Genomic DNA, 22,102 nt, shown 5'->3' on the forward strand with positions numbered 1-22,102 from the left:
GCGACGCCGGCACTGCCCACCATCTGGTGTTATCGAAACGTTACCAGCTCAACTTACTTACAGGTCAGTAAGTATGCCAGCATGGCCGCAGTCCCTCGACGACGAGACACGAACGGAGTGCAGGCGTGAGCCCGAACCACATGGTGACCGAACCGGCCGACACGGTGACCCCCCTCTCGCCCGCGGCGACCGCCCGCAGCCTTCCGCTCGACGAGAAAGTGCGACTGCTCACCGGCGCCGGAACGTGGACCCTGCACTCGCTGCCCGAACTCGGCCTCCGCACGATCACCGTCTCCGACGGCCCGATCGGCGTGCGCGGCGGCGACGACACCTCGAGCCTGCCGTCGGCGCAGCTGCCGGCGCCCTCGGCGACCGCCGCGACCTGGGATCCCGAGATCCAGCGCCGCATCGGCACGCTCATGGCCTCCGAGGCCCGCCGCAAGGGCGTCGACGTCGTGCTCGCGCCGGTCGTGAACCTGCAGCGCACCCCGGTCGGCGGGCGGCACTTCGAGTGCCTCTCCGAGGACCCGACGCTCGCGGCGAACCTCGCGGTCGCGTTCGTCGAGTCGATCCAGGCCGCGGGCGTCGCCGCCTGCATCAAGCACTTCATCGCGAACGAGTCCGAGACCGAGCGCACCGAGTACATCGCCCGCATCGACGAGCGCACCCTGCGCGAGGTCTACCTCGCCCCCTTCGAGGCGGTCGTCGAAGCCGGCGTCTGGACCCTCATGGCGGCCTACAACGGGCTCGCCGTCGGGGGCGTCGAAGCGACGTCGACCGAGCACGAGGTGCTGCTCACCGACATCCTCCGCACCGAGTGGGGCTTCGACGGCGTCGTCGTCAGCGACTGGCTCGCGACGAAGACCACGGATGCCCCGGCCAACGCCGGCCTCGACCTCGTGATGCCCGGCCCGCTCGGCCCGTGGGGCGACGCCCTCGTCGACGCCGTGCACGCCGGCCGGGTGAGCGAGGCCGCCATCGACGAGCACGTCGAGCGCATCGTGACGCTCGCCGCCAGGGTGGGCGCCCTGAGCGGCACGCCCGGACTCGTCGAGCCGGCGCCCGCGGGCGACTTCCCCGCTCCCGACTCCCCCGAGGTGCGCGGCCTCCTCACCGAGCTCGCCGCCCGCTCGACGGTCGTGCTGCGCAACGAGGGCGGCGTGCTGCCGCTCGACCTGCCGGCCGGGGCATCCGTCGCCCTCATCGGCCCGAATGCCGTGAAGCCGTTCACCCAGGGCGGCGGCAGCGCGTTCGTCACGCCCCCGCTCGTCGCCGACCCGCTCGCGGCGCTCGTCGAGGCGCTGCCCGGCGCCTCCGTCACGCTCCATCGCGGCGGCACGGCCGAGGCGACCGCACCGCTCGTGCCCCTCGACCGGCTCTCGACCCCGGCTGGCGAGCCCGGCCTCCTGGTCGAACTGCTCGGCGACGACGACGGCGTGCTCGAGCAGTTCGCCGTCACCGACCCCGCCCGCATCTGGTTCCCGGTTCAGCGAACGGATGCCGCGCGCGTGCGACTCGTCGCCGAACTCGAGCTGCCCGGTGCCGGGCGGCACGAGATCGAGATCGCCCCGGTCGGCGCGCATCGCGTGCTGGTCGACGGCGAGCTCGTCGGCGAGTCGGAGCGGCGGGTCGGCGCCGAGGTGGTGCTCGACTCCTCGTACGCGAACCCGCCGAGCCTCACCGCCGTCATCGACACCGACGAGACGCGGTCCGTCACGATCGCCGCCGAGCTGCAGATCGTCGACGCCGAGTCGTACGGCCGCTTCGTGCGCGTGCACCTCCGCTCGCGCACGCCCGGCAGGTCGGTCTCCGAGGAGATCGACGACGCCGTCGCCGCCGCAGCCTCATCCGACCTCGCGATCGTCGTCATCGGCACGAACTCCGAGACCGAGTCCGAGGGGTGGGACCGACCGAACCTCGCCCTGCCCGGCCGACAGAACGAGCTCGTCCGCCGCGTGGTCGCCGCGAACCCCCGAACCGTCGTCGTCGTGAACGCGGGAGCACCCGTCATCCTGCCGTGGCTCGACGAGGCGCCGGCGGTGCTGTGGTGGTGGCTGCCCGGCCAGGAGGCGGGCACCTCCCTCGCGGCGGTGCTCACGGGCGCGATCGAACCCTCGGGTCGCCTGCCGTGGACCCTCCCGGTCGACGAAGCGGATGTCCCGGTGCCGAACGGCCTGCCCGTCGGCGGCTACCTCGACTACATCGAGGGCATCCACGTCGGCCACCGCGGCTGGGATCGGCTCGCACGCACGCCCGCCCGCGAGTTCGGCTTCGGCCTCGGCTACACGAGCTGGCAGTACGAGGCGCTCTCGGTCGCACCGGCTGACGCCGGCGCGCATGCGGAGGCATCCGTCACCGTCTCGAACGTCGGCGGTCGCGACGGCCGCGAGGTCGTCCAGGTCTACCTCGAGGGCCCCGACGACGGCATCGAGCGACCGGTGCGCTGGCTCGCCGGTTCCGCCGTGGTCGACGCCGCAGCGGGGGCATCCGTCACCGTCACCATCCCCATTCCGCGTCGCGCGTTCGAGATCTGGGATCTCGAACGCGGAGACTGGAGCCTGCCGCGCGGCGAGTACCGCGTGCGCGTCGGGCGTTCCAGCAGAGATCTCCGTCTGGAGGCCGTGCTGCAGGTTCACCCCTGAGGCGCGCACGAACACACGCACCATCCAAGGCACCACACACAACAGAAATGCAAGGAGGCATTCTCATGAGAAAGAGCATCCTCGCCGCCGGCGCCGTACTGGTCGTCGCCGGCTTGGCGTTCACGGGCTGCAGCGCGGACTCGGGCGGCGACAGCGGCGGATCGACCAAGGTGCTGACCGTCGGCATGCCCAACGGCCCGCAGGCACCGAACCAGAACCCGCTCGCCACCGGCTCGGCCTCGCTCTCGCTCGGCTACGCGTTCGTCGTCTACGAGTCGCTCATGCAGATCAACGAGCTGCACCCCACCGACGACCCGACGCCCTGGCTCGCCGACTCGGTCGAGTGGAACGAGGACTCGACCCAGGCGATCATCACCGCTCGCGAGGGCGTCAAGTGGTCCGACGGAGAGGACTTCACCGCCGACGACATCGGCTTCTCGATCCAGCTCCGCAAGGACACGCCCGCGCTCAACACCGACTTCCCCGACCAGTACGGCGACATCACCGTCGACGGCAACCAGGTCACCGTGGACTTCACGACCTCGCAGTACGTGAACCGCGACAAGCTCTACAAGCTGCTCATCGTACCCGAGCACATCTGGGCCGAGGTCGACGACCCGGTGGAGTTCACCGACGACGAGATGATCGGCACCGGGCCGTTCCTGCTCGACACGTTCACCTCGCAGTCGGTGTCGCTGAAGCCGAACCCCGACTACTGGGGCGGAGAGCCCAAGGTCGGCGCCCTGCGCTACGACACCTTCAACGACAACAACGGCCTGACGACCGCGCTCACGACCGGCGAGGCGCAGTGGGGCTGGACCTTCATCCCCGACTACGAGAACACCTTCATCGCGAAGGACCCCGAGCACTTCCACCAGGTCGCCGGCGGCGGCTTCGGCGCCGACGTGCTGTTCCTGAACAACGAGACGAAGCCGTTCGACAACGTCGCATTCCGCCAGGCGCTGAACCTCACGATGGACCGCGAGGAGATCTCGACCAAGGCCGGCTACGGCGTCTGGCCGACGATCTCGAACGTCACGGGCCTACCGCAGCCGACCGGTGACGAGTTCATCGCCCCGCAGTTCCAGGGCGAGGAGCTCTCGGTCGACGTCGACGCCGCGAAGCAGGTACTCACCGACGCCGGCTACACGTGGGACTCGGCCGGAAAGCTCATCGACCCCGATGGCGAGGCCGTGTCGTTCGTGCTCACGAACCCCGCGGGCTGGAGCGACTACCTGAGCGCGCTCGACATCATCAAGGCGGGCGCCGAGGAGCTCGGGGCCACCGCGAGCGTCGAGCCCGCGGTGCAGGACACGTGGTTCAACGACATCATCCCGTTCGGCAACTTCCAGGCGACGCTGCACTGGGTCGACAACGGCTCGACGCCGTGGAACCTCTACTCGAACATCATGGACGGCGCCTCGTACGTGCCGCTCGGCGAGACCGCGAACTGGAACTTCGGCCGGTACGACAACGCCGCGGTGACCGAGGCCCTCGCAGCGTTCAAGGGCGCCTCCGACGACGCCGCCCGCGACGCGGCGATGGCGACGATCCAGCAGGCCTTCGTCGATGACGCCCCGGGCCTCGTGCTCTGGTCGCGCCCGGCAGTGGCTCAGTACTCTACGGTCAACTACACCGGCTTCCCGACCGACGAGGACCCCTACGCCAACCCGCAGCCCACCGGCCCGCAGGCGGCGCTCATCCTCTCGAAGCTCGAGCCGACGAAGTAGCCCGAGGCGAGCACGCCGAGCCCGTCGAGGGAGACTCCCACGACGGGCTCGGCACCCGCGTCGACCCGAACCGATTTCCCGAGCCCCAGGTGATCCGATGAGCAACGAAGCCCCCGTCCTGCAGACGGTGAAACTGCAGAAGCACTTCCCGATCGGCGGCATCCGCTCGCGCGGTGCGGTGCACGCCGTCGACGACGTCGACCTCGAGCTGCACCGCGGCCGCGTCGTCGCCCTCGTCGGGGAGTCCGGCTCGGGCAAGTCCACCATCGCCCGGCTCCTCGCCCAGCTCATGCCGGTCACCGGCGGCAGCATCCTGCTGCACGGCGACGACGCGACCGCCAAGCACCGCCGCGCCTTCCGCCGCTACGTCGGGCGCGTGCAGATGATCTTCCAGGACCCGTTCGGCTCGCTGAACCCGGTCAACACGGTGCGCTACACGCTGAGCCGCAGCCTCCGCATCCATCGCGGCCGCCTGCGCGGGGCCGAGCTCGATGGCGCCCTCGACGAACTGCTCGAGCGCGTGCAGCTCACCCCCGCCGAGCGGTACATCGACAAGTACCCCCACGAGCTCTCGGGCGGCCAACGACAGCGCGTCGCCATCGCCAGGGCGCTCGCCGCCGACCCCGAGGTGCTGCTCGCCGACGAACCGATTTCGATGCTCGACGTCTCGATCCGCCTCGGCATCCTGAACCTCCTGAAGGACCTGCGCGACCGACTGCAGATCGCGATCCTCTACATCACCCACGACATCGCCTCGGCCCGCTACTTCGCCGACCGCACCATGGTCATGTACGCCGGCCGCATCGTCGAGAGCGGCGACAGCGAGTCGGTCACGCAGGACCCGAAGCATCCGTACACCCAGCTGCTCGTGCGCTCGGCCCCCGACCCCGACGACCTCGAGGCCCGCGCCCATGGCGCGCGCGGCGAGGCGCCGAGCCTCGTGACTCCCCCGAGCGGATGCCGCTTCAACCCGCGCTGCCCGTTCGCGACCGAGCTGTGCCGCACCGAGGTGCCGCCGCTCGTCTCCGTCGGCGAGGGCCGCGAGGCGGCGTGCTGGGGCTACTCCGACCGACCCGACCGACCCGAGCTCGGATCGGTGCTCGAGGCCTTCGGCGAGCGCCCGCACCTCGACGCCGACGCGCTCGACGCGGTGCTCGACACCGACGCGGAGGTGGCGCCGTGAAGTTCGTCACTCGACGCCTGTTCTTCTACGCGATCACGGCGTGGGCCGCGGTCACCATCAACTTCTTCATCCCCCGGCTGCTGCCGGGCGACCCGGTCAAGGCCCTCATCGCGAAGAACCAGGGCAAGATCTCGACCGACGCGATGCAGGCGCTCTACGCGATGTTCGGCCTCGACGAGGAGTCCTCGCTCTGGGACCAGTACGTCGAGTACTGGAACCTGCTGCTGCACGGCGACCTCGGCGTCTCCTTCGCCTTCTTCCCGATGCCGGTGAACGAGGTCATCGCGCAGGCGATCCCGTGGACCGTCGGGCTCGTCGGCATCGCGACGATCCTGAGCTTCGCGATCGGCACGCTCATCGGCACGGGCATCGGCTGGCGCCGCGGCACCTGGGCCGATTCGCTGCTGCCGATCTCGACCTTCTTCTCGGCGGTGCCGTACTTCTGGCTCGGCCTGATCGCGATCTTCGTCTTCTCGGTCACCCTCGGCTGGTTCCCGGCGAGCGGCAGCTACGACCGCTCGCTCATCCCCGGCTGGAACTGGGAGTTCGTCAGCTCAGTCATCTACTACGGCACGCTGCCGGCGCTGACGATCGTGATCTCCTCGATCTCGGGCTGGATCCTCGGCATGCGCAACATGGTCGTGACCGTCTCCTCCGAGGACTACGTGACGGTCGCCCACGCGAAGGGCCTCTCGGAGCGCCGCGTGATGTTCGGCTACGCCGCCCGCAACGCGGTGCTGCCGCAGGTCTCGAGCTTCGCGCTCTCGCTCGGCTTCATCGTGGGCGGCACGCTCATCATGGAGATGGTGTTCACCTACCAGGGCATCGGATTCCTGCTCTTCAACGCGGTGAACGCGAAGGACTACCCCCTCATGCAGGGCTGCTTCCTCGTCATCACGGTCGCCGTGCTCGTGGCCAACATCATCGCCGACTTCATCTACGTCGTCCTCGATCCGCGCACCCGACAGGAGGGTTGAGATGACCATCGACTCCAGCATCGTCGAAGAGACGAACGAGCTCGCGATCCCCTCGCAGGCTCCGCAGACCGGCGTGGTCTCCGCGGCGCGCACGCCCGGCCGGCGACGACCGACGAAGTTCCTGTTCCTCCGCAACTCGAAGGCCGTCACCGGTCTCGTGATCCTCGGGTTCTTCACGCTCATCGCGATCATCGGGCCGTGGATCGCCCCCTACGACCCGAGTGCGCAGAGCGACGACCTGCTGCAACCGCCGTCGTGGGAGCACTGGATGGGCACCACCCACCTCGGCCAGGACATCCTCTCCCAGCTCATCGTCGGCACCCGGGGCGTCATGGTGGTCGGCTTCGTCGCCGGCATCCTCGCGACCGTCATCGGCGTGATCGTCGGCATCGCCGCCGGGTACCTCGGCGGTGTCGGCGACGAGACGCTCTCGGCGCTCTCGAACGTGTTCCTCGTCATTCCGCAGCTGCCGCTCATCATCATCATCGCCGGGCAGCTGCCGAGCGCGGGCGGGCTGACGGTCGCCGTCGTCATCGCCGTGACCGGCTGGGCCTGGGGTGCGCGCGTGCTGCGCGCCCAGACCCTGTCGCTGCGCCGACGCGACTTCGTCGAGGCAGCCCGCGCCAACGGCGAGGGCACCTGGCGCATCATCACGCGGGAGATCCTGCCGAACCTCACGGCGATCATCGCCTCGGGCTTCGTCGGCACCGTGACGTTCGCCGTGCTCTCGCTCATCACCCTCGCGTTCATCGGCATCGGCTCCGGCAGCGACTGGAACTGGGGCACGATCCTCTTCTGGGCGCAGAGCCAGCTCGCCCTGCAGCGCGGAGCGTGGTGGTGGTTCATCCCGGCCGGGCTCTGCATCGCGCTGCTCGGCATGGGGCTCACCCTCATCAACTTCGGCATCGACGAGTTCGTGAACCCTCGCCTGCGCTCGACCGGCATGAACGCGAAGACGCTGCGCAAGCGCGGCATCCGCCCCCGCATCGGGTTCACGCCCGTCGTGCACGAAGCGAAGGAGGACCGCGCATGAGCGCCGGCGCATTCGACCCGTCCACGATGACGGATGCCTCTGCGAGCACGCGTGCCGCAGCGGCATCCGACCCGGTACTCGAGATCAGGAACCTGTCGGTCGACTACGGCTACGACGACGACCCCGTGCACGTGCTGCGGCAGGTGTCGCTGACGCTCGGCCGCGGCGAGGTGCTCGGGCTCGCGGGCGAGTCGGGCTGCGGCAAGTCGACGCTGGCGTATGCGGCCACGCGGCTGCTGCCGCCGCCCGGGCTCATCACGGGCGGCGAGGTGCTCTTCACCGACCGCGACGGCACGAAGACCGACATCCTGCGGCTGAACGACGCGCAGCTGCGCGCCTCGCGCTGGCAGGACATGGCGATCGTGTTCCAGGGCGCGATGAACTCGCTGAACCCCGTGTTCCGCATCGGCCGGCAGATCGCCGACGGCATCATGGCGCACCGGCCGGGCATATCGAAGACCGAGGCGCTCGAGCGCTCGGCCGAGCTGCTCGAACTCGTGGGCATCTCGCCCGACCGGCTGCGCTCGTACCCGCACCAGCTCTCGGGCGGCATGCGGCAGCGCGTCATGATCGCGATGGCGCTCGCGCTCGACCCCCAGGTGCTCATCATGGACGAGCCGACGACCGCGCTCGACGTCGTCATGCAGCGCCAGATCGTCGAGCAGATCGCCGAGCTGCGTGCGCGACTCGGCTTCTCGGTGATCTTCATCACGCACGACGTGTCGCTGCTCATCGAGATCGCCGACCGCATCGCCATCATGTACGCGGGCGAGATCGTCGAGGATGCCGCGGCGCTCGACGTCTACCAGCGGCCGCGGCATCCGTACTCGTCGGCGCTGCTGCACTCGTTCCCGCCACTGCGCGGACCGCGACGTGAGCTGACCGGCATCCCGGGCTCGCCGCCCGATCTCTCGAAGCTCGGCGGTGGGTGCGCGTTCCGCGACCGCTGCGCGTTCGCATTCGACGCGTGCGCGACGGTGACGCCCGAGCTCGTGCGTCCCGACGTCGTCGACGACGACCCGCGCCGCTCGGTGGCGTGCCTGCGGCACGCCCCGGCCCGGGTCGAGGCGGCGGGGTTCCCCGCCGTCGAGGTGCCCGAGGAGCTCGCGCTCGAGTGATGGGGTGGCCGGTCCGCGATGAAGCGGCGACGGCCTCGTCGCGTGGCCGGTCCGCGATGAAGCGCCGACGTTCTAGTCGCGCGGCCACGCTTCGATGAAGCGCGAGAGGAGGCGCGCGAACTCGGCGGTCTCCTCGGGCGTGAATCCGGCGAGCGCGGTCTCGACCGCGTCGCGGCGGGTGTCGCGGGCGCTCTCGAGCAGCTTCCGACCGGAGGCCGTGAGCACGAGGGCGCTCCGTCGGGCGTCCGACGGGTCCGCCTCGCGCCGCACGTGGCCCGCCTCGACCGCGGCCTGCACGAGCCGGCTCGCGCGGGGCTGATCGACGCCGATCGCCTCGGCGAGTTCGCTCACCGACGGCGGGTGCTCGGCGCCCGCGAGGGCGTCGAGCAGGCGGAAGCGCGCCGCGTGCGCGAGTGCGTGCCGGCCGGGTCCGCCGCCTGAGCCGCGTCCGCGACCCCGCCCGCCCCAACCTTCGGGGCCGCCGCGGCCGCCGTCGCGGTGGCCGCGATGGTCGTGCCCGAACGGGTCGCCGTGCTCATCGTGCTCCGGGTGCCCAGGGTGCTCCCCCGGGCGACGCCCGTGCCCGTGGTCGCCGCCGTGCCCGTCGTGCCCCTCCTGGCCGAAGTGCTCGGCCCTGCGCTGCAGCCGTCGGCGCTCCTGGTCGCGGCGCATCGTGACGAGGGCCTGCTCGATCAGCGTGATCGGGTCGTTCGGGGCGGAGCCCGCGGCATCCGACCCTGAGTGTTTTCCGGGAGGGACTTGACTCGATCCGTTCATGTATGTCATTGTACATATACATGCTACAGTGCATGCAATTGATCGGGTGCTCCACCCGGGTCCGTGCGAACGCCGTCTGAGCGAACGCCGCCCGAGCGCACCCGCCCTCAGCGGGCGAGCCTCCAGTGCCGACCGCGACACCGACGCGCAACCGCGTCACGAAAGGAACACCCATGACCACCCCCGACAACACTCAGAACACCAACGACGACTCCGCGACCCCCCGCCCCTTCGGGTTCTGGCTCCGGGTCATCGACCGCCGCCTCGACGAGGCGATGCGCGACCTCTTCGCCGAAGAGGGCATCACCCGCCGCGACTGGCGGCGACTCAACCTCGTGGCGGGCACCGTCACCGACCCCCGCATGAGCGAGCGGCTCGCGGCGCGCCCCGAGCGCGTCGAGCCCCTCGTCGAGCGAGGCTGGGTCGAGGGCGAGCCCCGCGCCTGGCGCCTGACCGAGGCGGGCGAGAGCGCCCGCGCCTCACTGCAGGAGCGCGTCGCAACGCTCCGGGCGAAGGTCGCGGGCGCCGTCAGCCCCGAGGACTTCGCCACCACGCTGGCCTCGCTCGAGGCGATCGCCGGCGAGCTCGGCTGGGTCGAAGGCGAGCGGATGCCGCGTCGCCACGGCCGCGGCTTCGGCCGCCGTCAGCACGGCGAGGGCTTCGGCCGCCGCCACGGCGAGGGCTTCGGCCCGCGCGACGGCGACGGGCACGGTCGCGGGCACGGCGACGGGCACGGCCGCGGCCACGGCGAGAGCCACGGCCGCTGCGGCCACGGCCACGGCCACGGCGCCGCCCGCACCGACGTGCACGTCCACGTGCACGTGCACGGCGATGCCGACCGGCACGGCCACCCGCGCGAGCACGGCGACCACGGCCACGAGGGCCACGGCCCCGAGGGGCACAGCCGCGAGTGTCACGGCCGCGGTCGCAACCGCGCCTGACCAGGACCGATCCACACCACGAGGGACCCGCCACCGGCGGGTCCCTCGTCTGTCGCGGCATCCGCTCGCTCGACCTCAGCGCCGCTCGGCCTCAGCGCCGCTCGGCCTCAGCGCCGCTCGGCCTCCGAACCCGAGAGGCGCTGCGCGATGTAGATCGGGATGATCGAGACGAGCACGAGCACGACCGCGATCACCGAGACGATCGGCGCCTGGTTCGGTCGGAACATGTTGTTGAGGATGAAGATCGGCAGGGTCGTCACCCCCGAGCCCGCTGTGAACGTCGTCACGATGATCTCGTCGAAGCTCAGCGCGAAGGCCAGCAGGCCGCCCGCGAGGAGGGCGGAGCGCAACTGGGGGAAGGTGACGAGTCGGAACGTCGTCCAGACGCCGGCGCCGAGGTCGGCGGACGCCTCCTCGAGGTTGAGGCCGAGCCGGCGGAGCCTCGCGATCACGTTGTTGAACACCGTCACGATGCAGAAGGTCGCGTGCGCGATCACGACCGTCCAGATCGAGAGCGGCACCCCCATGATCGTGCGGAAGAAGTTGTTGAGCGCGATACCGGTGATGATGCCGGGCAGGGCGATCGGCAGGATCACGAGCAGGCTGATCGCCTCGCGCCCGAAGAACTCGAACCGCTGCAGCGCGAGCGAGATGAGGGTGCCGAGCACGAGCGAGACGGCGGTCGCGACGAGCGCGACGGCGACGCTCGTGCCGACCGCGTCGAGGGCGCCGGCGCTCTGGAACGCCTTGCCCCACCACTCGAGCGTGAACCCCGGCGGGGGCCAGGTGAGCGACGTCGACGTCGAGAACGAGTTCACGAGCACGACGAACAGCGGCACGTAGACGATGACCAGGATCGCCGTGGTGATGACGCCGAGGGTGATGCGGAAAGGCCGCGACAGTCGCATGCGTTCGTCCCTTAGAGGTTGTCGAGGGCGCCGGTGCGACGCACGAGGAAGAGGTAGCCGAAGATGATCACGATCGGGATGAGTGCGATCGCGGCGGCGAGCGGCAGGTTGTTCGCCGCACCCACGTTCGTGTAGACGAGGTTTCCGAGCATCTGGCTCGCCCCGCCCACGATGTTGACCGTGATGTAGTCGCCCAGCGAGAGCGCGAAGCTGAAGATCGTTCCGGCGATGATCGCGGGCAGCACGAGCGGGAAGACGACCAGGCGGATGGTCGGCCACGTCCGTCCACCGAGGTCGGAGGATGCCTCGAGCAACGAGTCGGGCACCCGCTCGAGTCCCGCGTAGATGGGCAGGATCACGTACGGCAACCAGAGGTACGACAGCGTGATGATCGTCGCCGGCAACCCGTAGCCGATCGTCTCCCCGCCGAACGGTTCGACGAGCCATTGGAGGATGCCGTCCTGCGAGAGCACGGAACGCCACGCGTACGCCTTGACGAGGTAGCTGGCCCACAGCGGGGTCAGCACCAGGATGAGCAGCACGCGTCGCATCCGCGGCGTCGCGACCTTCGCCATGAAGAACGCGATCGGCAGCGCGAGCGCCACGTCGATGAGCGTGACGGCGAGCGCCACGCCGAGGGTGCGCAGCGTGACGGTCTGGTACAACGATCCCGTCACGACCTCGACGATGTTGTCGAGCGTGAACTCGGTCGTGATCTCGCCGGTGAAGCTGTCGACCGACCAGAACGCGGTGACGAGCAGCAGCACGAGCGCCACGATGTAGACCACGCCGAGCCAGAACAGCGGGGCGCTGAGCAGCAGCGCGAGCCTCGTTCGCGGGTGGGTGCTGAGGAAGACGGATGCCGCGCGCGCGGGTGTGCGCCGCGGGCGCGGAACCGAGGGGCGCGCCGGTGCGGGCGCGGTCGCCCGGGTGTTCGTCGTCATGCGTGTCCTGTCGTGTCGAGCGGGAATGGGGCGGCCCGGCGGACGGGCCGCCCCGAAGGGCGGGCTGCGTCAGCCCTTGATCTCCTGCCAGGCCTCGGTCCATGCCGAGTAGTCGGTGCACTGCACGTCGCTGCGTCCGTCGATGCACTCCTCGATCGGCGTGGTCCAGTACCAGATGTTCTCCGCGTACGCGGCGTCACCGGCGTGGTACGCCTCGCAGTCCTCGCGGAAGTCGCACGCCTCGTCGCTCGACGGCGCCTCGCCGAAGTACGAGGTGGCCTGGCCGTTCGCCTCGGGGCTCGCGATGTAGTCGAGCCACGCGTACGAGCAGTTCGGGTTCTCGGTGCCCGACGAGATCATCCACGTGTCCGACCATCCGGTCACGCCCTCCTCGGGGACGGTGACGTCGGTCGGTGCACCCTCGGCCGCGGCGACGTTCTGGATGACCTGCCACGTCGTGCCGACGACGCTGTCGCCGGTCGTGAACGCCTGGATCTCCTTGAGGTAGTCCGACCAGTACTCGCCGATGTTCGCCCGCTGCGTCTTCAGCAGGTCGACGGCGGCCGCGAGCTGTTCCTCATCGAGCGCGTAGGGGTTCTCGATCCCGAGGTCGGGCTGCGTCGCCATGAGGTACATGGCCGCGTCGGCGATGTAGATCGGCGAGTCGTAGGCCGTGACCTTGCCGGTGTAGGCGTCGGACTCGTCGAAGACGACACCCCAGCTCGTGGGCGCCTCGGTGAAGACGTCCGTGCTGTACATGAGCAGGTTCGCGCCGTAGCCGTGCGGCATGCCGTAGTTCTCGCCGTCGACGGTGTTCCACGCCTTGTCCTTGAGGAAGTCGTAGACGTTCTCGTAGTTCGGCGTCAGCTCCATGTTCACGGGCTGCACGTCGTCGCCCGCGACGAGCCGGAGCGAGGCGTCGCCCGAGGCCGACACGACGTCGTAGTCGCCCGTCTTCATCAGGTTGACGGCCTCGTCGGAGGTGTTGAACGTCTTGACCGTGACCTCGCAGCCGGTGTCCTCCTCGAAGGGCGTGACCCAGTCGACGGCCGGGTCGTTCGTGCCGTCCTCGGCGTAGCCCGGCCACGCGAGCACCGAGAGCTGACCCTCCATCTCGCCGAGCTCGGTCGCGGCCTCGTCGCCTCCGCCGCCTCCGCCGCCCGAGGTGCCGCAGGCGGTGAGCATCGCGATCGAGGCGATCGCGAGTCCGACGGTCGCGCCTCGTCGCGCGTTCCGCATTCGCATCATGGTTCTCTCCTGTTTCTCTTGGTGGTGCAGTCGGGATGCCTCAGCCGGGATGCCTCAGCCGGCGGTGCCGGGCAGCATCGCGCCGAACGACGCGGTCGGGGTCGGGTTCTGCGGGCCGACGGCCGTGCCGTCGATCGCGACCACGTCGCCGTCGTGCCACGAGACGACGACCCGGTCGCCGTGCTCGTCGTCGTGCGCGCGGCCGCGCACGTTCTGCTCGAGCACGCTCACGCGGGGCCCGGCGTCGAGGTCGACGACGAGCCGGACGCCGCTGCCGAGGTAGATCGCCTCGACGATGGTGCCCGGGGCGTTCCGGACGCCCTCGCCGTGCTGGGCCTCGGCGCCGACCGTCATCTTCTCGGGGCGCAGCGAGTGATGGCCGACGCGCTCGAGCAGGGCGAGCGAGTGCTCGGGGTCGAAGAGGTTCGAGGTGCCGACGAAGTCGGCGACGAAGCGCGAGACGGGCCGTTCGTAGAGTTCGGCGGGGGTGCCGAGCTGCTCGATCCGGCCGGCGTTGAAGACGGCGATGCGGTCGGAGAGCGTGAGCGCCTCCTCCTGGTCGTGGGTGACGAAGATGAAGGTGATGCCGAGTTCGCGCTGGATCTGCTTGAGCTCGACCTGCATCTGCTCGCGGAGCTTCAGGTCGAGGGCGCCGAGCGGCTCGTCGAGGAGGAGCACCTTCGGCTCGACGACCGTGGCGCGGGCGAGGGCGACGCGCTGGCGCTGGCCGCCCGAGAGCTGCGAGGGCTTGCGGTCGGCCAGCTGCTCCAGCCGAACGCTCGCGAGCGCGCGGCGTGCGCGCTCGTTGCGCTCCTTCTTGCCGAGGCCGCGCACCCGCAGGCCGTAGGCCACGTTGTCGAGCACGCTCATGTGCGGGAAGAGCGCGTAGTCCTGGAACACCGTGTTCACGTCGCGGTCGAACGGGGCGCGCTTCGTGACATCCTCGCCGAAGAGCTCGATGGCCCCGCCGGTGGGCTGTTCGAATCCGGCGATGAGCCGCAGCACCGTGGTCTTGCCCGAGCCCGAGGGGCCGAGCATCGAGAAGAACTCGCCCGCCGCGATCTCGAGGTCGACCTGGTCGACGGCCGTGACGGCGCCGAACTCCTTCGTGAGCCCCGTGAGTCGGATCGCCGGCTGCGCTTGGGTCATGACATCTCCTTCGATGCTGACAAGTTCAATCATCTGGTTCCAGATGTTCGTCAATTCCAAATCATATGACTCCAGATGTAAATGTCCAGACCCTCGTGTTACGGTCGTGTCACAGATCAGCATCGACACGAGCACGGGAGGTCGGATGCCGCAGGCCACCAGCCGCTCCGACGCGACGCATGCGGTCGTGTTCTCCCCCCTCGAGGGCGCCGGACGCGCCGAGCTCGTCGAACAGCGACTGACGGATGCGATCGTCGCGGGCGTGCTCCGCGACGGCGAGCGCCTGCCGAGCGAATCCGAGCTCGCGAAGAGCCTGGGCGTGGCCGTGGTCACCGCTCGGGAGGCGCTCGTCGCCCTTCGCGACAAGGGACTCGTGCTCACCCGACGCGGCCGCGACGGCGGCAGCTTCGTCACCCACGACCGCGACGCCGCCATGCGCATGATCGACGCGCGCGTGCGTTCGCTCAGCCGCATCGAGCTCCGAGACCTCTCGCTGCACTACGCGGCGATCGCGGGGATGGCGGCCGAGGTCGCCGCCGATCGCGCGAGCGACGACGACCTCGCGAGCCTCGTCGAGATCGACGCCCGTGCCGACCTCGCCACCCCCGGCGGCGCTCGGCGGGCGGTGGGCAGGTTCCAGCTCGAGATCGCCGCGGTGAGCCAGTCGCCCCGGCTCGTGCACGAGGAGCTCCGCCTGCAGGCGGAATCCGGCCCTCTGCTCTGGCTGTGCCTGCGGGAACAGGCGTATCGTGACCGCAGTAGGCAGGCACGCGTCGAGGTGATCGAGGCGATCCGCGGGGTCGACCCGGCACGCGCCCGCCGCGCGACCACCGACCACATCGCATCCGCCACCGAGTGGCTCATCGATGAGAAGGCTCGGCTCGAGTCCCCCGAGCAGGGCCCGCAACCGGCACCGGGTGCCGAAGACCGGAAGGGGTGAGGACATGACCACCACCGTCGCCAACGCAGCCGACACCATCGCCCACCGCATCGCCGCCACGATCGATCCGCTGTTCGCGCTCATCGACACCTGGCGCGATGTGCTCGAAGCCCGGCTCGCGGTCGCGGCCGAACCGACCGCCGCCGCGCTCGACCCCGTCATCGCGAAGCTCGTGCGTCCGGCGCTCGACGATTCCAGGGCGCTGATCACGGGTGCGGGCTTCGTCGCTGCGCCCGGGTTCCTCTCCGATGCGCCGTGGCACCTCGCGTGGTGGCTGAGCGGCACCAACACCTTCCGCGCGGCCGCCGACGGGGGCGTGCGCCGCCTCGACGCGGTGAGCGATCCCGATGCCGAGCAGTTCCGCGACTACACGACGCTCGAGTGGTGGCGCACGCCGGCGCGCACCGGCACCCGGCACCTCACGGGCCCCTACGTCGACTACCTCTGCACCGACGACTACACCGTCACGATCACCACCCCCGTCATGGTCGACGGCGAGATGGCCGGAGTCGTGGGCACCGACGCGTACGTCGCCCGCCTCGAGCAGGAGCTGCTGCCGGTGCTGCGGGAGTCGGGGCATCCGTGCACGCTCGTGAACGCGTCGGGCCGCATCGTCGCCTCGACCGATTCACGGCATGCGACCGGAGCCCTGCTCCGGCTCGACGGGCTCGCCTCGGTGCTCGCGCCGCTGCACGAGCACCAGGGCCAGGCATCGGCGAGCGTGCTGCCGGGCGGGCAGTTCGTCGTGCCGTGCGGCGACACGACGCTCGCGCTCGTGTTCGCGTCGGCCTGAGACCGGGCGGCACGGCCACCGATCAGCGAGGTCGTCAGGCCGCAAGGTCGTCGACGTCGGCGAGCCGGGCGACGAGCGCGTCGTCGGCCCCAGCGGCGCGCAGGCGGCCGACGAGCGCACGGCGCGCGAAGACGTACGGCTGGTTCGAGCCACCCAGCAGCGACCGGTTGTTGGCGGCATCGAGCAACGCGGTCGCCTCGAAGGCGAACTGCTGCGGGTCCTCGTCGGCGCCGACCTCGCCCTGGGCGATGGCGTAGCCGAACGAGGCTGCGATGTAGCCGTTCCACTCGGCGAGGGCCGCGGCGAGCGCGTCGCGCACGGGCCCCGGCTTGGTGTCGAACTCCGAGGTGACGCCGGCGAAGAAGCATCCGCCCGCGAACACGCGACCGCGCGAGTAGGCGATCCAGCCGTCGAGCAGGGCGACGATACGGCGGATGCCTCGCGGCTCGACCCGCGCCGGCTCGATGACGCTCGCGACGAAGCGCTGGCGCGCCGTGTCGACGGTGGCGAGCTGCAGGCGCTCCTTCGAGCCGAACAGGGTGGCGACCCCGCTCTTGCTGACCTGCGCGGCGTCGGCGAGGCGCGCGATGGAGAGCCCGTCGAGGCCTTCGACCGAGGCGAGGTCGACGGCGTGCTCGAGCACGAGGCGCCGCGACGCGTCGCCCTTCAGCCGTCGCCCATCCGTCTCGATCATGCCTTGATTGTACGCACGATCGTTCGTATAGTATGCGTACGACCGTTCGTATTGTTACTGAATCGATCCGAGGAGACCCGATGCCAGCAGCATCCGCCATCGCCACCGGAGTGCGCGCCGCATCGCGCGTCTCCCCCGAGCTCGGCGCGGCCGTCGCGCTCCCCTTCTTCCGACGCGTCGGCAAGCGCGCACCCGTCGTCGCCGCCGACCTCGCGACGCATCGCGCCGCTCGTCGCGGCACCGTGCGCATCCCGGGCATCCGCGGCTCGGGCGTCGACGTCGTCACCTACGAGTGGGGCGCGGGCGAGCGCACGGTGCTGCTCGCGCACGGGTGGCAGTCCCGCGCCAGCATGTTCGCCCCGCTCATTCGCGAGCTCCGCAGCGAGGGGTTCCGGGTGCTCGCCTTCGACGGTCCCGCGAACGGCGATTCGCCCGGCCGCCACACCTACGTCGTCGATCACCTCGACGTCATCCGCGAGCTCAGCCGGCGCGAGGGGCCGTGGCACGCGCTCGTCGGCCACTCGTTCGGGTCGCTCGCCGCACTCATGGCCGTGCACGACGGAACCCCCGCGACCCGGGTCGTCGGCATCGCGAGCGCAGCCGACCCGCGCATCTTCGTCGACGGCTTCGGCGCGATGCTCGGCCTCGACGCGCCGACTCGCGACGCCCTCGCCGCGCGATACGCCGCGCACGACTTCACGGGGCAGCCCGACCCGTTCGAGCGCTACTCGGCTGCGCTGCATCCGCTTCCCGCCGACACGCCGCTGCTGCTCGTGCACGATCGAGGCGACCTGCGGATCCCGTTCACCGAGTCGGAGCGCCTGCTCGAGGCCAACCGCGGCAACGCCCAGCTGCTCGCGACCGAGGGCCTCAGCCACAACCGGGTGCTCCGCGCCGACATCACGCTCGACGCGGTGATGGACTTCCTGGTCCCGAGCGACGTGCCGAGCGACGTGCCGAGCGTCGAGCCCGAAGCGACGCGCGCGACCGCCTGACGAGCGGCACCGCCCGACCGCTCGTCAGCGCGTCAGCTCGTGATGAGCGCGAGCAGCGCGGCCAGTCGATCCTCGCCGTCGCCCGGGATGCGACGCGTGCGCTGCAGCATCGTCAGGCCGTGCAGGCTCGCCCACAGCACCTCGGCGAGCGTGTCGGGGTTCTCGGTGAACGGCTGCACCGCCGCGCGGATCTCGGAGAAGCCCGCGACGAGTTGCGGCAGCGTGCGCTCCTCGGCGAATGCGAGCCCCGTGCCCCGCACGAACATCGCGTCGTACATGGCGGGATGCGCCGCGGCGTACCCCAGGTAGGCGCGACTGAGCGCCTCGAGCGCCTGTTCGGGCCGGGACGCGCTCGCACGAGCCCGGGCGAGCGCGTCGGCGATCTCGCCGAATCCCTCGACCGCGACGGCGTCGATCACGGCGTCCATCGACTCGAAGTGCGAGTAGATGACCGGCTGCGTGTAGTCGATCGCATCGGCGAGGCGTCGCGACGTGACCGCGGGCCAGCCCTCGGCCTCTGCGAACTCGCGGGCCGCCGCGAGGATCGCACCCCGCCGCTGCTCTCGTCGCCGCGCCATTCGTTCACTCGTTGCCACGAAACCGAGACTATCGCTCGATCGAAAGGAATGCTAGCGTCGCAATAAATCTTTCAGCGAAAGGAATCAAATGGACCTCGCACAGTTCACCCCCGCGACCTGGATCGGCGCCTCCCTCGCCCTCGTGGTCGCCGCCGGCATCGTCTACGTCGGCATCTCGTACCTCGTCGCGCCGACCGCGACCGCGAAGGGCTTCGGCTTCACGAGCGCGATCACGCCCGAGACGACCCCATGGCAGCACATCAAGGGACCGCGCGACATCGTCTCCGGGCTCGTCGTCGTCGCGATGCTCGTCTGCTTCGGGCCGGCTGCTGCGGCCGTCATCCTGCTCGTCGAGGCGCTCATCCCGATCGGCGACGCGCTCATGATCATCCGCAACAACGGGCGGCTCGCGATCGCCCTCGGCGTCCACGCCTCGACTGCGGCGGTGATGATCGTCGCCGCCGTGCTGCTGTTCCTCTGACGCCCCGGGGGGTCAGTCGCCCCGCGAGCCGGCGTCGGTGACACCGACATCCGTGCGGTGGAACCGGTGGAACGAGCGCGACGCGGTCGGCCCGCGCTGACCCTGGTAGCGGTTCGCGTACTCGGCCGAGCCGTAGGGCCGCTCACTCGGCGACGACAGACGGAAGAAGCACATCTGGCCGATCTTCATGCCCGGCCAGAGCTTGATCGGCAGGGTCGCGACGTTCGACAGCTCGAGCGTGACGTGGCCCGTGAAGCCCGGGTCGATGAAGCCGGCGGTCGAGTGCGTGAGCAGGCCGAGACGGCCGAGCGAGCTCTTGCCCTCGAGGCGCGCGGCGATGTCGTCGGGCAGGGTCACCGCCTCGTACGTCGAAGCGAGCACGAACTCGCCCGGGTGCAGGATGAACGCCTCGTCGGGCCGCACCTCGATGAGGTGGGTCAGCTCGGGCTGGTCTTCGGCCGGATCGATGAACGGGTACTTGTGGTTGTCGAAGAGGCGGAAGTACCGGTCGAGGCGCACATCGATCGACGAGGGCTGGATCATGCCCGGTTCGTACGGCTCGAGCCCGATGCGGTTCGCGTCGAGTTCGGCCCGGATGTCACGATCTGAGAGCAGCACGCTGCCAGCGTAGCAACGCACTTGCTAGGATGACTGACGTTGCCTCTGCAGCCGCTTCTGCGGCCGGCGGATGCCGCGTGCGGATGTAGTTCAATGGTAGAACTTCAGCTTCCCAAGCTGATAGCGCGGGTTCGATTCCCGTCATCCGCTCCACAAGACGACGCCCGGCCACTCACTGCGCGGCCGATCCGGACCCGGCCACTCAGTGCGCAGCAGCGCCCTTCGCCTTCGTGGGGATCGCAGCGGCGATGACGGCAGCGACGAGCGCGATGCCGCAACTGATGAGCAGCGAGACGATGAATCCGGCCTGCGTCGGGATGACGTGCCCGCCGACGTTCTGCACCATGGCAGCGAGCACGACGCCGATGATCGCGGCACTGGCCGTCGTGCCGAGCGAACGCATCAGGGAGTTGAATCCGTTCGCCGCTGCCTTCTCGCTCGCCGGAACGGAGCCCATGATGAGCGCGGGCATCGCACCGAAGGCGAGTCCGATGCCGCAACCGGTGACGACCATGGCCACGAGCAGGAGGATCAGCGTCCAGAGGATGGCGGTCGGGTCGACGTCGCCCGGGGCTCGCGTGCCGATCGTGGCGAGGATGATCGCCACGAGTCCGTAGCCGATGGCGATCACGACCCCGGAGATCGTGAGGGTGACCTTCGGACCGCGGATGCGGCTGATCCACGCGCCGAGGTTCGAGACCGCCATCATCCCGAGGCCCATGGGCGCGATCCAGAGGCCCATCTGGATCATCGACTGGCCGAGTCCGTAGCCGAGCTCGGCCGGAAGCTGCATCACCTGCGGCACGATGAGATTCATCGCGTACATCGTGAAGCCGATCAGGACCGAGGCGATGTTCGTCAGCAGCACGACCGGTTTCGCCGTCGTGCGCAGGTCGATCAGCGGCGCACTGCGGCGCAGCTGGTACCAGCCCCAAGCGAGGAGCACGAGTGCTGCGGCCGCGAAGCATCCGATCGTCAGCGCACTCCCCCAGCCCCACTCCGCGCCCTTCGACACGGTGAGAAGCAGTGCCACCAGGCCGACGGCGAGGCCGACGGCCCCGAGGAAGTCGAATCCGTGCGCATGGCCCTTCGGCTCGTGCACCGGGATGACACGCCAGATCGCCACTCCGACGATCGCCGCTGCGACGCCGATCGCCCAGAAGAGCACCCGCCAGTCGGCGAACTGCGCGACTGCTGCGGCGATCGGGATGCCGAGTGCACCGCCGATGCCCATCGATGAGCTCATCAGGGCGATCGCGCCGCCCGCCTTCTCTTTCGGGAGCACATCGTGGAGCAGCGCGATGCCGAGCGGGATGATGCCGGAGCCGAGGCCCTGCAGGCCTCGCCCGATGATCATCGTGACGACGTCACCGGCGAGCGCGCAGACGACCGAGCCGACGATGAACGGGATGATCGCGATCAACAGCATGCGCTTCTTGCCGTACATGTCGGCCAGTCGGCCCATCACCGGCGTGGACACTGCTCCGACGAGCAGCGTCACCGTGATGATCCACGAGGTGTTCGAGGCCGAGGTAGCGAAGATCTCGGGCAGCGAGGCGATGATCGGCACGACGAGCGTCTGCGCCAGCGAGACGACGATTCCCGCTGCTGCGAGCACGGCGACGACGAGCCCCGTCTTGGCGCGGGGGTCGAGCGAATCGGTCAGCGCTTCTTCGGTGGTCACATCAGCAGTCGCAGTCACTTATGCATCATACATATCTTGTGCATCATGCACAAGAATGAGAGGATGGATGCATGTCCGCAGACCCGATCGACGCCATCGAGTACGAGGCCATGGTGCTGGCCCGCCACCTCACCGAGCTCCCCGGCCGCAGCCGGCGCACCGGCGGCACCCTCGACCAGAGCGCGTACATCCTGCTGAACATCCTGCGCGCCGGGGGGCCGGCCAGCATCGGCGAGCTGAGCAGGATCACGGGTCTCGACGCGTCGACCCTGAATCGCCAGACGGCCGCGCTCCTGCGCGACGGCTACGTCGAGCGCATCTCCGACCCCGCCGGCGGCATCGCCCGGCGGTTCCGCCCCACCGACCACGGCGATACGGCCCTCGACGACGAACGCGCCGCGAGCCGCACGGCGCTGGCCTCGATCATCGCGGACTGGTCACCGAGCGATCGAGCGGCGTTCGCCTCGTACCTCGAGCAGTTCAACCGCGCGATCGAGACGCGAACCCGACGCGAATGGCCCCGAGCGAACTGACCCGCGACACGCGACACTTCGCACACACGCGTGCCTACCCCACAACGGGGGTGATTCTGGTGATAGCCTCGACCCACCACCACGACCGGCGGCGACTGCGATTCGGGTTCGCAGCCTCCTCACTACCGGTCGTGTT

At 70.0% G+C, this 22,102-nt stretch carries 21 protein-coding genes and 1 tRNA gene; 13 read left to right on the plus strand and 9 right to left on the minus strand.

What is annotated here, in order from left to right; genetic code table 11:
* Positions 1-125: 125 nt before the first annotated feature.
* From ACFTQE_RS05080 to ACFTQE_RS05105, 6 genes are all read left to right on the plus strand, one after another.
* A complete protein-coding gene (locus ACFTQE_RS05080; protein WP_376924044.1) occupies positions 126-2,642 on the plus strand; it encodes a beta-glucosidase in 2,517 nt (838 codons plus the stop codon).
* 65 nt (positions 2,643-2,707) lie between these two features.
* On the plus strand, positions 2,708-4,372 hold the full coding sequence (locus ACFTQE_RS05085) for an ABC transporter substrate-binding protein (RefSeq protein ID WP_376924045.1): 1,665 nt from the start codon (positions 2,708-2,710) through the stop codon (positions 4,370-4,372).
* Between the two features lie 97 nt (positions 4,373-4,469).
* On the plus strand, positions 4,470-5,555 hold the full coding sequence (locus ACFTQE_RS05090; protein ID WP_376924046.1) for an ABC transporter ATP-binding protein: 1,086 nt from the start codon (positions 4,470-4,472) through the stop codon (positions 5,553-5,555).
* On the plus strand, positions 5,552-6,532 hold the full coding sequence (locus ACFTQE_RS05095) for an ABC transporter permease (RefSeq protein ID WP_375836112.1): 981 nt from the start codon (positions 5,552-5,554) through the stop codon (positions 6,530-6,532). The genes ACFTQE_RS05090 and ACFTQE_RS05095 overlap by 4 nt, the downstream gene beginning before the upstream one ends.
* A 1-nt stretch (position 6,533) precedes the next feature.
* Positions 6,534-7,565 (plus strand): ABC transporter permease, encoded by a 1,032-nt coding sequence (locus tag ACFTQE_RS05100; protein ID WP_375836113.1) that lies wholly within the window; start codon positions 6,534-6,536, stop codon positions 7,563-7,565.
* Complete coding sequence (locus ACFTQE_RS05105) at positions 7,562-8,683, plus strand: ABC transporter ATP-binding protein (protein ID WP_376924047.1); 1,122 nt, start codon at positions 7,562-7,564, stop codon at positions 8,681-8,683. Before ACFTQE_RS05100 ends, ACFTQE_RS05105 begins: the two co-directional genes overlap by 4 nt.
* A 72-nt stretch (positions 8,684-8,755) precedes the next feature.
* Here ACFTQE_RS05105 and ACFTQE_RS05110 read toward each other — a convergent pair whose 3' ends face one another.
* Complete coding sequence (locus tag ACFTQE_RS05110; RefSeq protein WP_376924048.1) at positions 8,756-9,460, minus strand: MarR family winged helix-turn-helix transcriptional regulator; 705 nt, start codon at positions 9,458-9,460, stop codon at positions 8,756-8,758.
* 173 nt (positions 9,461-9,633) lie between these two features.
* Between ACFTQE_RS05110 and ACFTQE_RS05115 the strand changes: the two genes are divergently transcribed.
* Entirely contained in the window at positions 9,634-10,401 is a 768-nt protein-coding gene (locus ACFTQE_RS05115) for a MarR family winged helix-turn-helix transcriptional regulator (RefSeq protein WP_376924049.1), read from the plus strand.
* Between the two features lie 107 nt (positions 10,402-10,508).
* Here the strand turns inward: ACFTQE_RS05115 and ACFTQE_RS05120 are convergent, their stop codons facing one another.
* From ACFTQE_RS05120 to ACFTQE_RS05135, 4 genes are all read right to left on the minus strand, one after another.
* Positions 10,509-11,309 (minus strand): ABC transporter permease, encoded by an 801-nt coding sequence (locus tag ACFTQE_RS05120; RefSeq protein WP_376924050.1) that lies wholly within the window; start codon positions 11,307-11,309, stop codon positions 10,509-10,511.
* Positions 11,310-11,320: 11 nt separating this feature from the next.
* The gene (locus tag ACFTQE_RS05125; protein ID WP_376924051.1) at positions 11,321-12,253 is read right to left on the minus strand and encodes an ABC transporter permease; all 933 of its coding nucleotides are present in this window, start codon (positions 12,251-12,253) and stop codon (positions 11,321-11,323) included.
* 69 nt (positions 12,254-12,322) lie between these two features.
* Positions 12,323-13,501, minus strand: a complete 1,179-nt coding sequence (locus tag ACFTQE_RS05130) for an ABC transporter substrate-binding protein (RefSeq protein ID WP_376924052.1) — start codon at positions 13,499-13,501, stop codon at positions 12,323-12,325.
* A 54-nt stretch (positions 13,502-13,555) separates the two neighbouring features.
* Positions 13,556-14,650 carry an ABC transporter ATP-binding protein gene (locus ACFTQE_RS05135; RefSeq protein ID WP_376924053.1) on the minus strand — a complete coding sequence of 365 codons (1,095 nt, stop codon included), beginning with the start codon at positions 14,648-14,650 and terminating at the stop codon, positions 13,556-13,558.
* 106 nt (positions 14,651-14,756) lie between these two features.
* On the opposite strand from ACFTQE_RS05135, the gene ACFTQE_RS05140 reads away from it, so the two are divergent.
* Positions 14,757-15,590, plus strand: coding sequence for a FadR/GntR family transcriptional regulator (locus ACFTQE_RS05140; protein WP_376924054.1), 834 nt, complete (start codon positions 14,757-14,759; stop codon positions 15,588-15,590).
* A 4-nt stretch (positions 15,591-15,594) separates the two neighbouring features.
* A complete protein-coding gene (locus ACFTQE_RS05145; protein ID WP_376924055.1) occupies positions 15,595-16,383 on the plus strand; it encodes a hypothetical protein in 789 nt (262 codons plus the stop codon).
* Between the two features lie 34 nt (positions 16,384-16,417).
* Here the strand turns inward: ACFTQE_RS05145 and ACFTQE_RS05150 are convergent, their stop codons facing one another.
* Positions 16,418-17,077 carry a TetR/AcrR family transcriptional regulator gene (locus ACFTQE_RS05150; protein WP_376924056.1) on the minus strand — a complete coding sequence of 220 codons (660 nt, stop codon included), beginning with the start codon at positions 17,075-17,077 and terminating at the stop codon, positions 16,418-16,420.
* A gap of 80 nt (positions 17,078-17,157) precedes the next feature.
* On the opposite strand from ACFTQE_RS05150, the gene ACFTQE_RS05155 reads away from it, so the two are divergent.
* On the plus strand, positions 17,158-18,072 hold the full coding sequence (locus ACFTQE_RS05155) for an alpha/beta hydrolase family protein (RefSeq protein WP_376924057.1): 915 nt from the start codon (positions 17,158-17,160) through the stop codon (positions 18,070-18,072).
* Positions 18,073-18,104: 32 nt separating this feature from the next.
* Here ACFTQE_RS05155 and ACFTQE_RS05160 read toward each other — a convergent pair whose 3' ends face one another.
* Positions 18,105-18,650, minus strand: coding sequence for a TetR/AcrR family transcriptional regulator (locus ACFTQE_RS05160; RefSeq protein WP_376924058.1), 546 nt, complete (start codon positions 18,648-18,650; stop codon positions 18,105-18,107).
* 88 nt (positions 18,651-18,738) lie between these two features.
* On the opposite strand from ACFTQE_RS05160, the gene ACFTQE_RS05165 reads away from it, so the two are divergent.
* Positions 18,739-19,131, plus strand: a complete 393-nt coding sequence (locus tag ACFTQE_RS05165; RefSeq protein WP_376924059.1) for a DUF4267 domain-containing protein — start codon at positions 18,739-18,741, stop codon at positions 19,129-19,131.
* Positions 19,132-19,143: 12 nt separating this feature from the next.
* Here the strand turns inward: ACFTQE_RS05165 and dcd are convergent, their stop codons facing one another.
* Entirely contained in the window at positions 19,144-19,749 is a 606-nt protein-coding gene (gene dcd / locus ACFTQE_RS05170) for a dCTP deaminase (protein WP_376924060.1), read from the minus strand.
* Positions 19,750-19,828: 79 nt separating this feature from the next.
* Here dcd and ACFTQE_RS05175 point away from each other — a divergent pair.
* Positions 19,829-19,902, plus strand: a tRNA-Gly gene (locus ACFTQE_RS05175).
* A gap of 49 nt (positions 19,903-19,951) precedes the next feature.
* Here the strand turns inward: ACFTQE_RS05175 and ACFTQE_RS05180 are convergent.
* The gene (locus ACFTQE_RS05180) at positions 19,952-21,451 is read right to left on the minus strand and encodes an MFS transporter (protein WP_376924061.1); all 1,500 of its coding nucleotides are present in this window, start codon (positions 21,449-21,451) and stop codon (positions 19,952-19,954) included.
* A 53-nt stretch (positions 21,452-21,504) separates the two neighbouring features.
* On the opposite strand from ACFTQE_RS05180, the gene ACFTQE_RS05185 reads away from it, so the two are divergent.
* A complete protein-coding gene (locus ACFTQE_RS05185) occupies positions 21,505-21,966 on the plus strand; it encodes a MarR family winged helix-turn-helix transcriptional regulator (RefSeq protein WP_376924062.1) in 462 nt (153 codons plus the stop codon).
* Positions 21,967-22,102: the final 136 nt, after the last annotated feature.

It is taken from the genome of Agromyces sp. NPDC056965 (assembly GCF_042673425.1).
Classification (GTDB): domain Bacteria; phylum Actinomycetota; class Actinomycetes; order Actinomycetales; family Microbacteriaceae; genus Agromyces.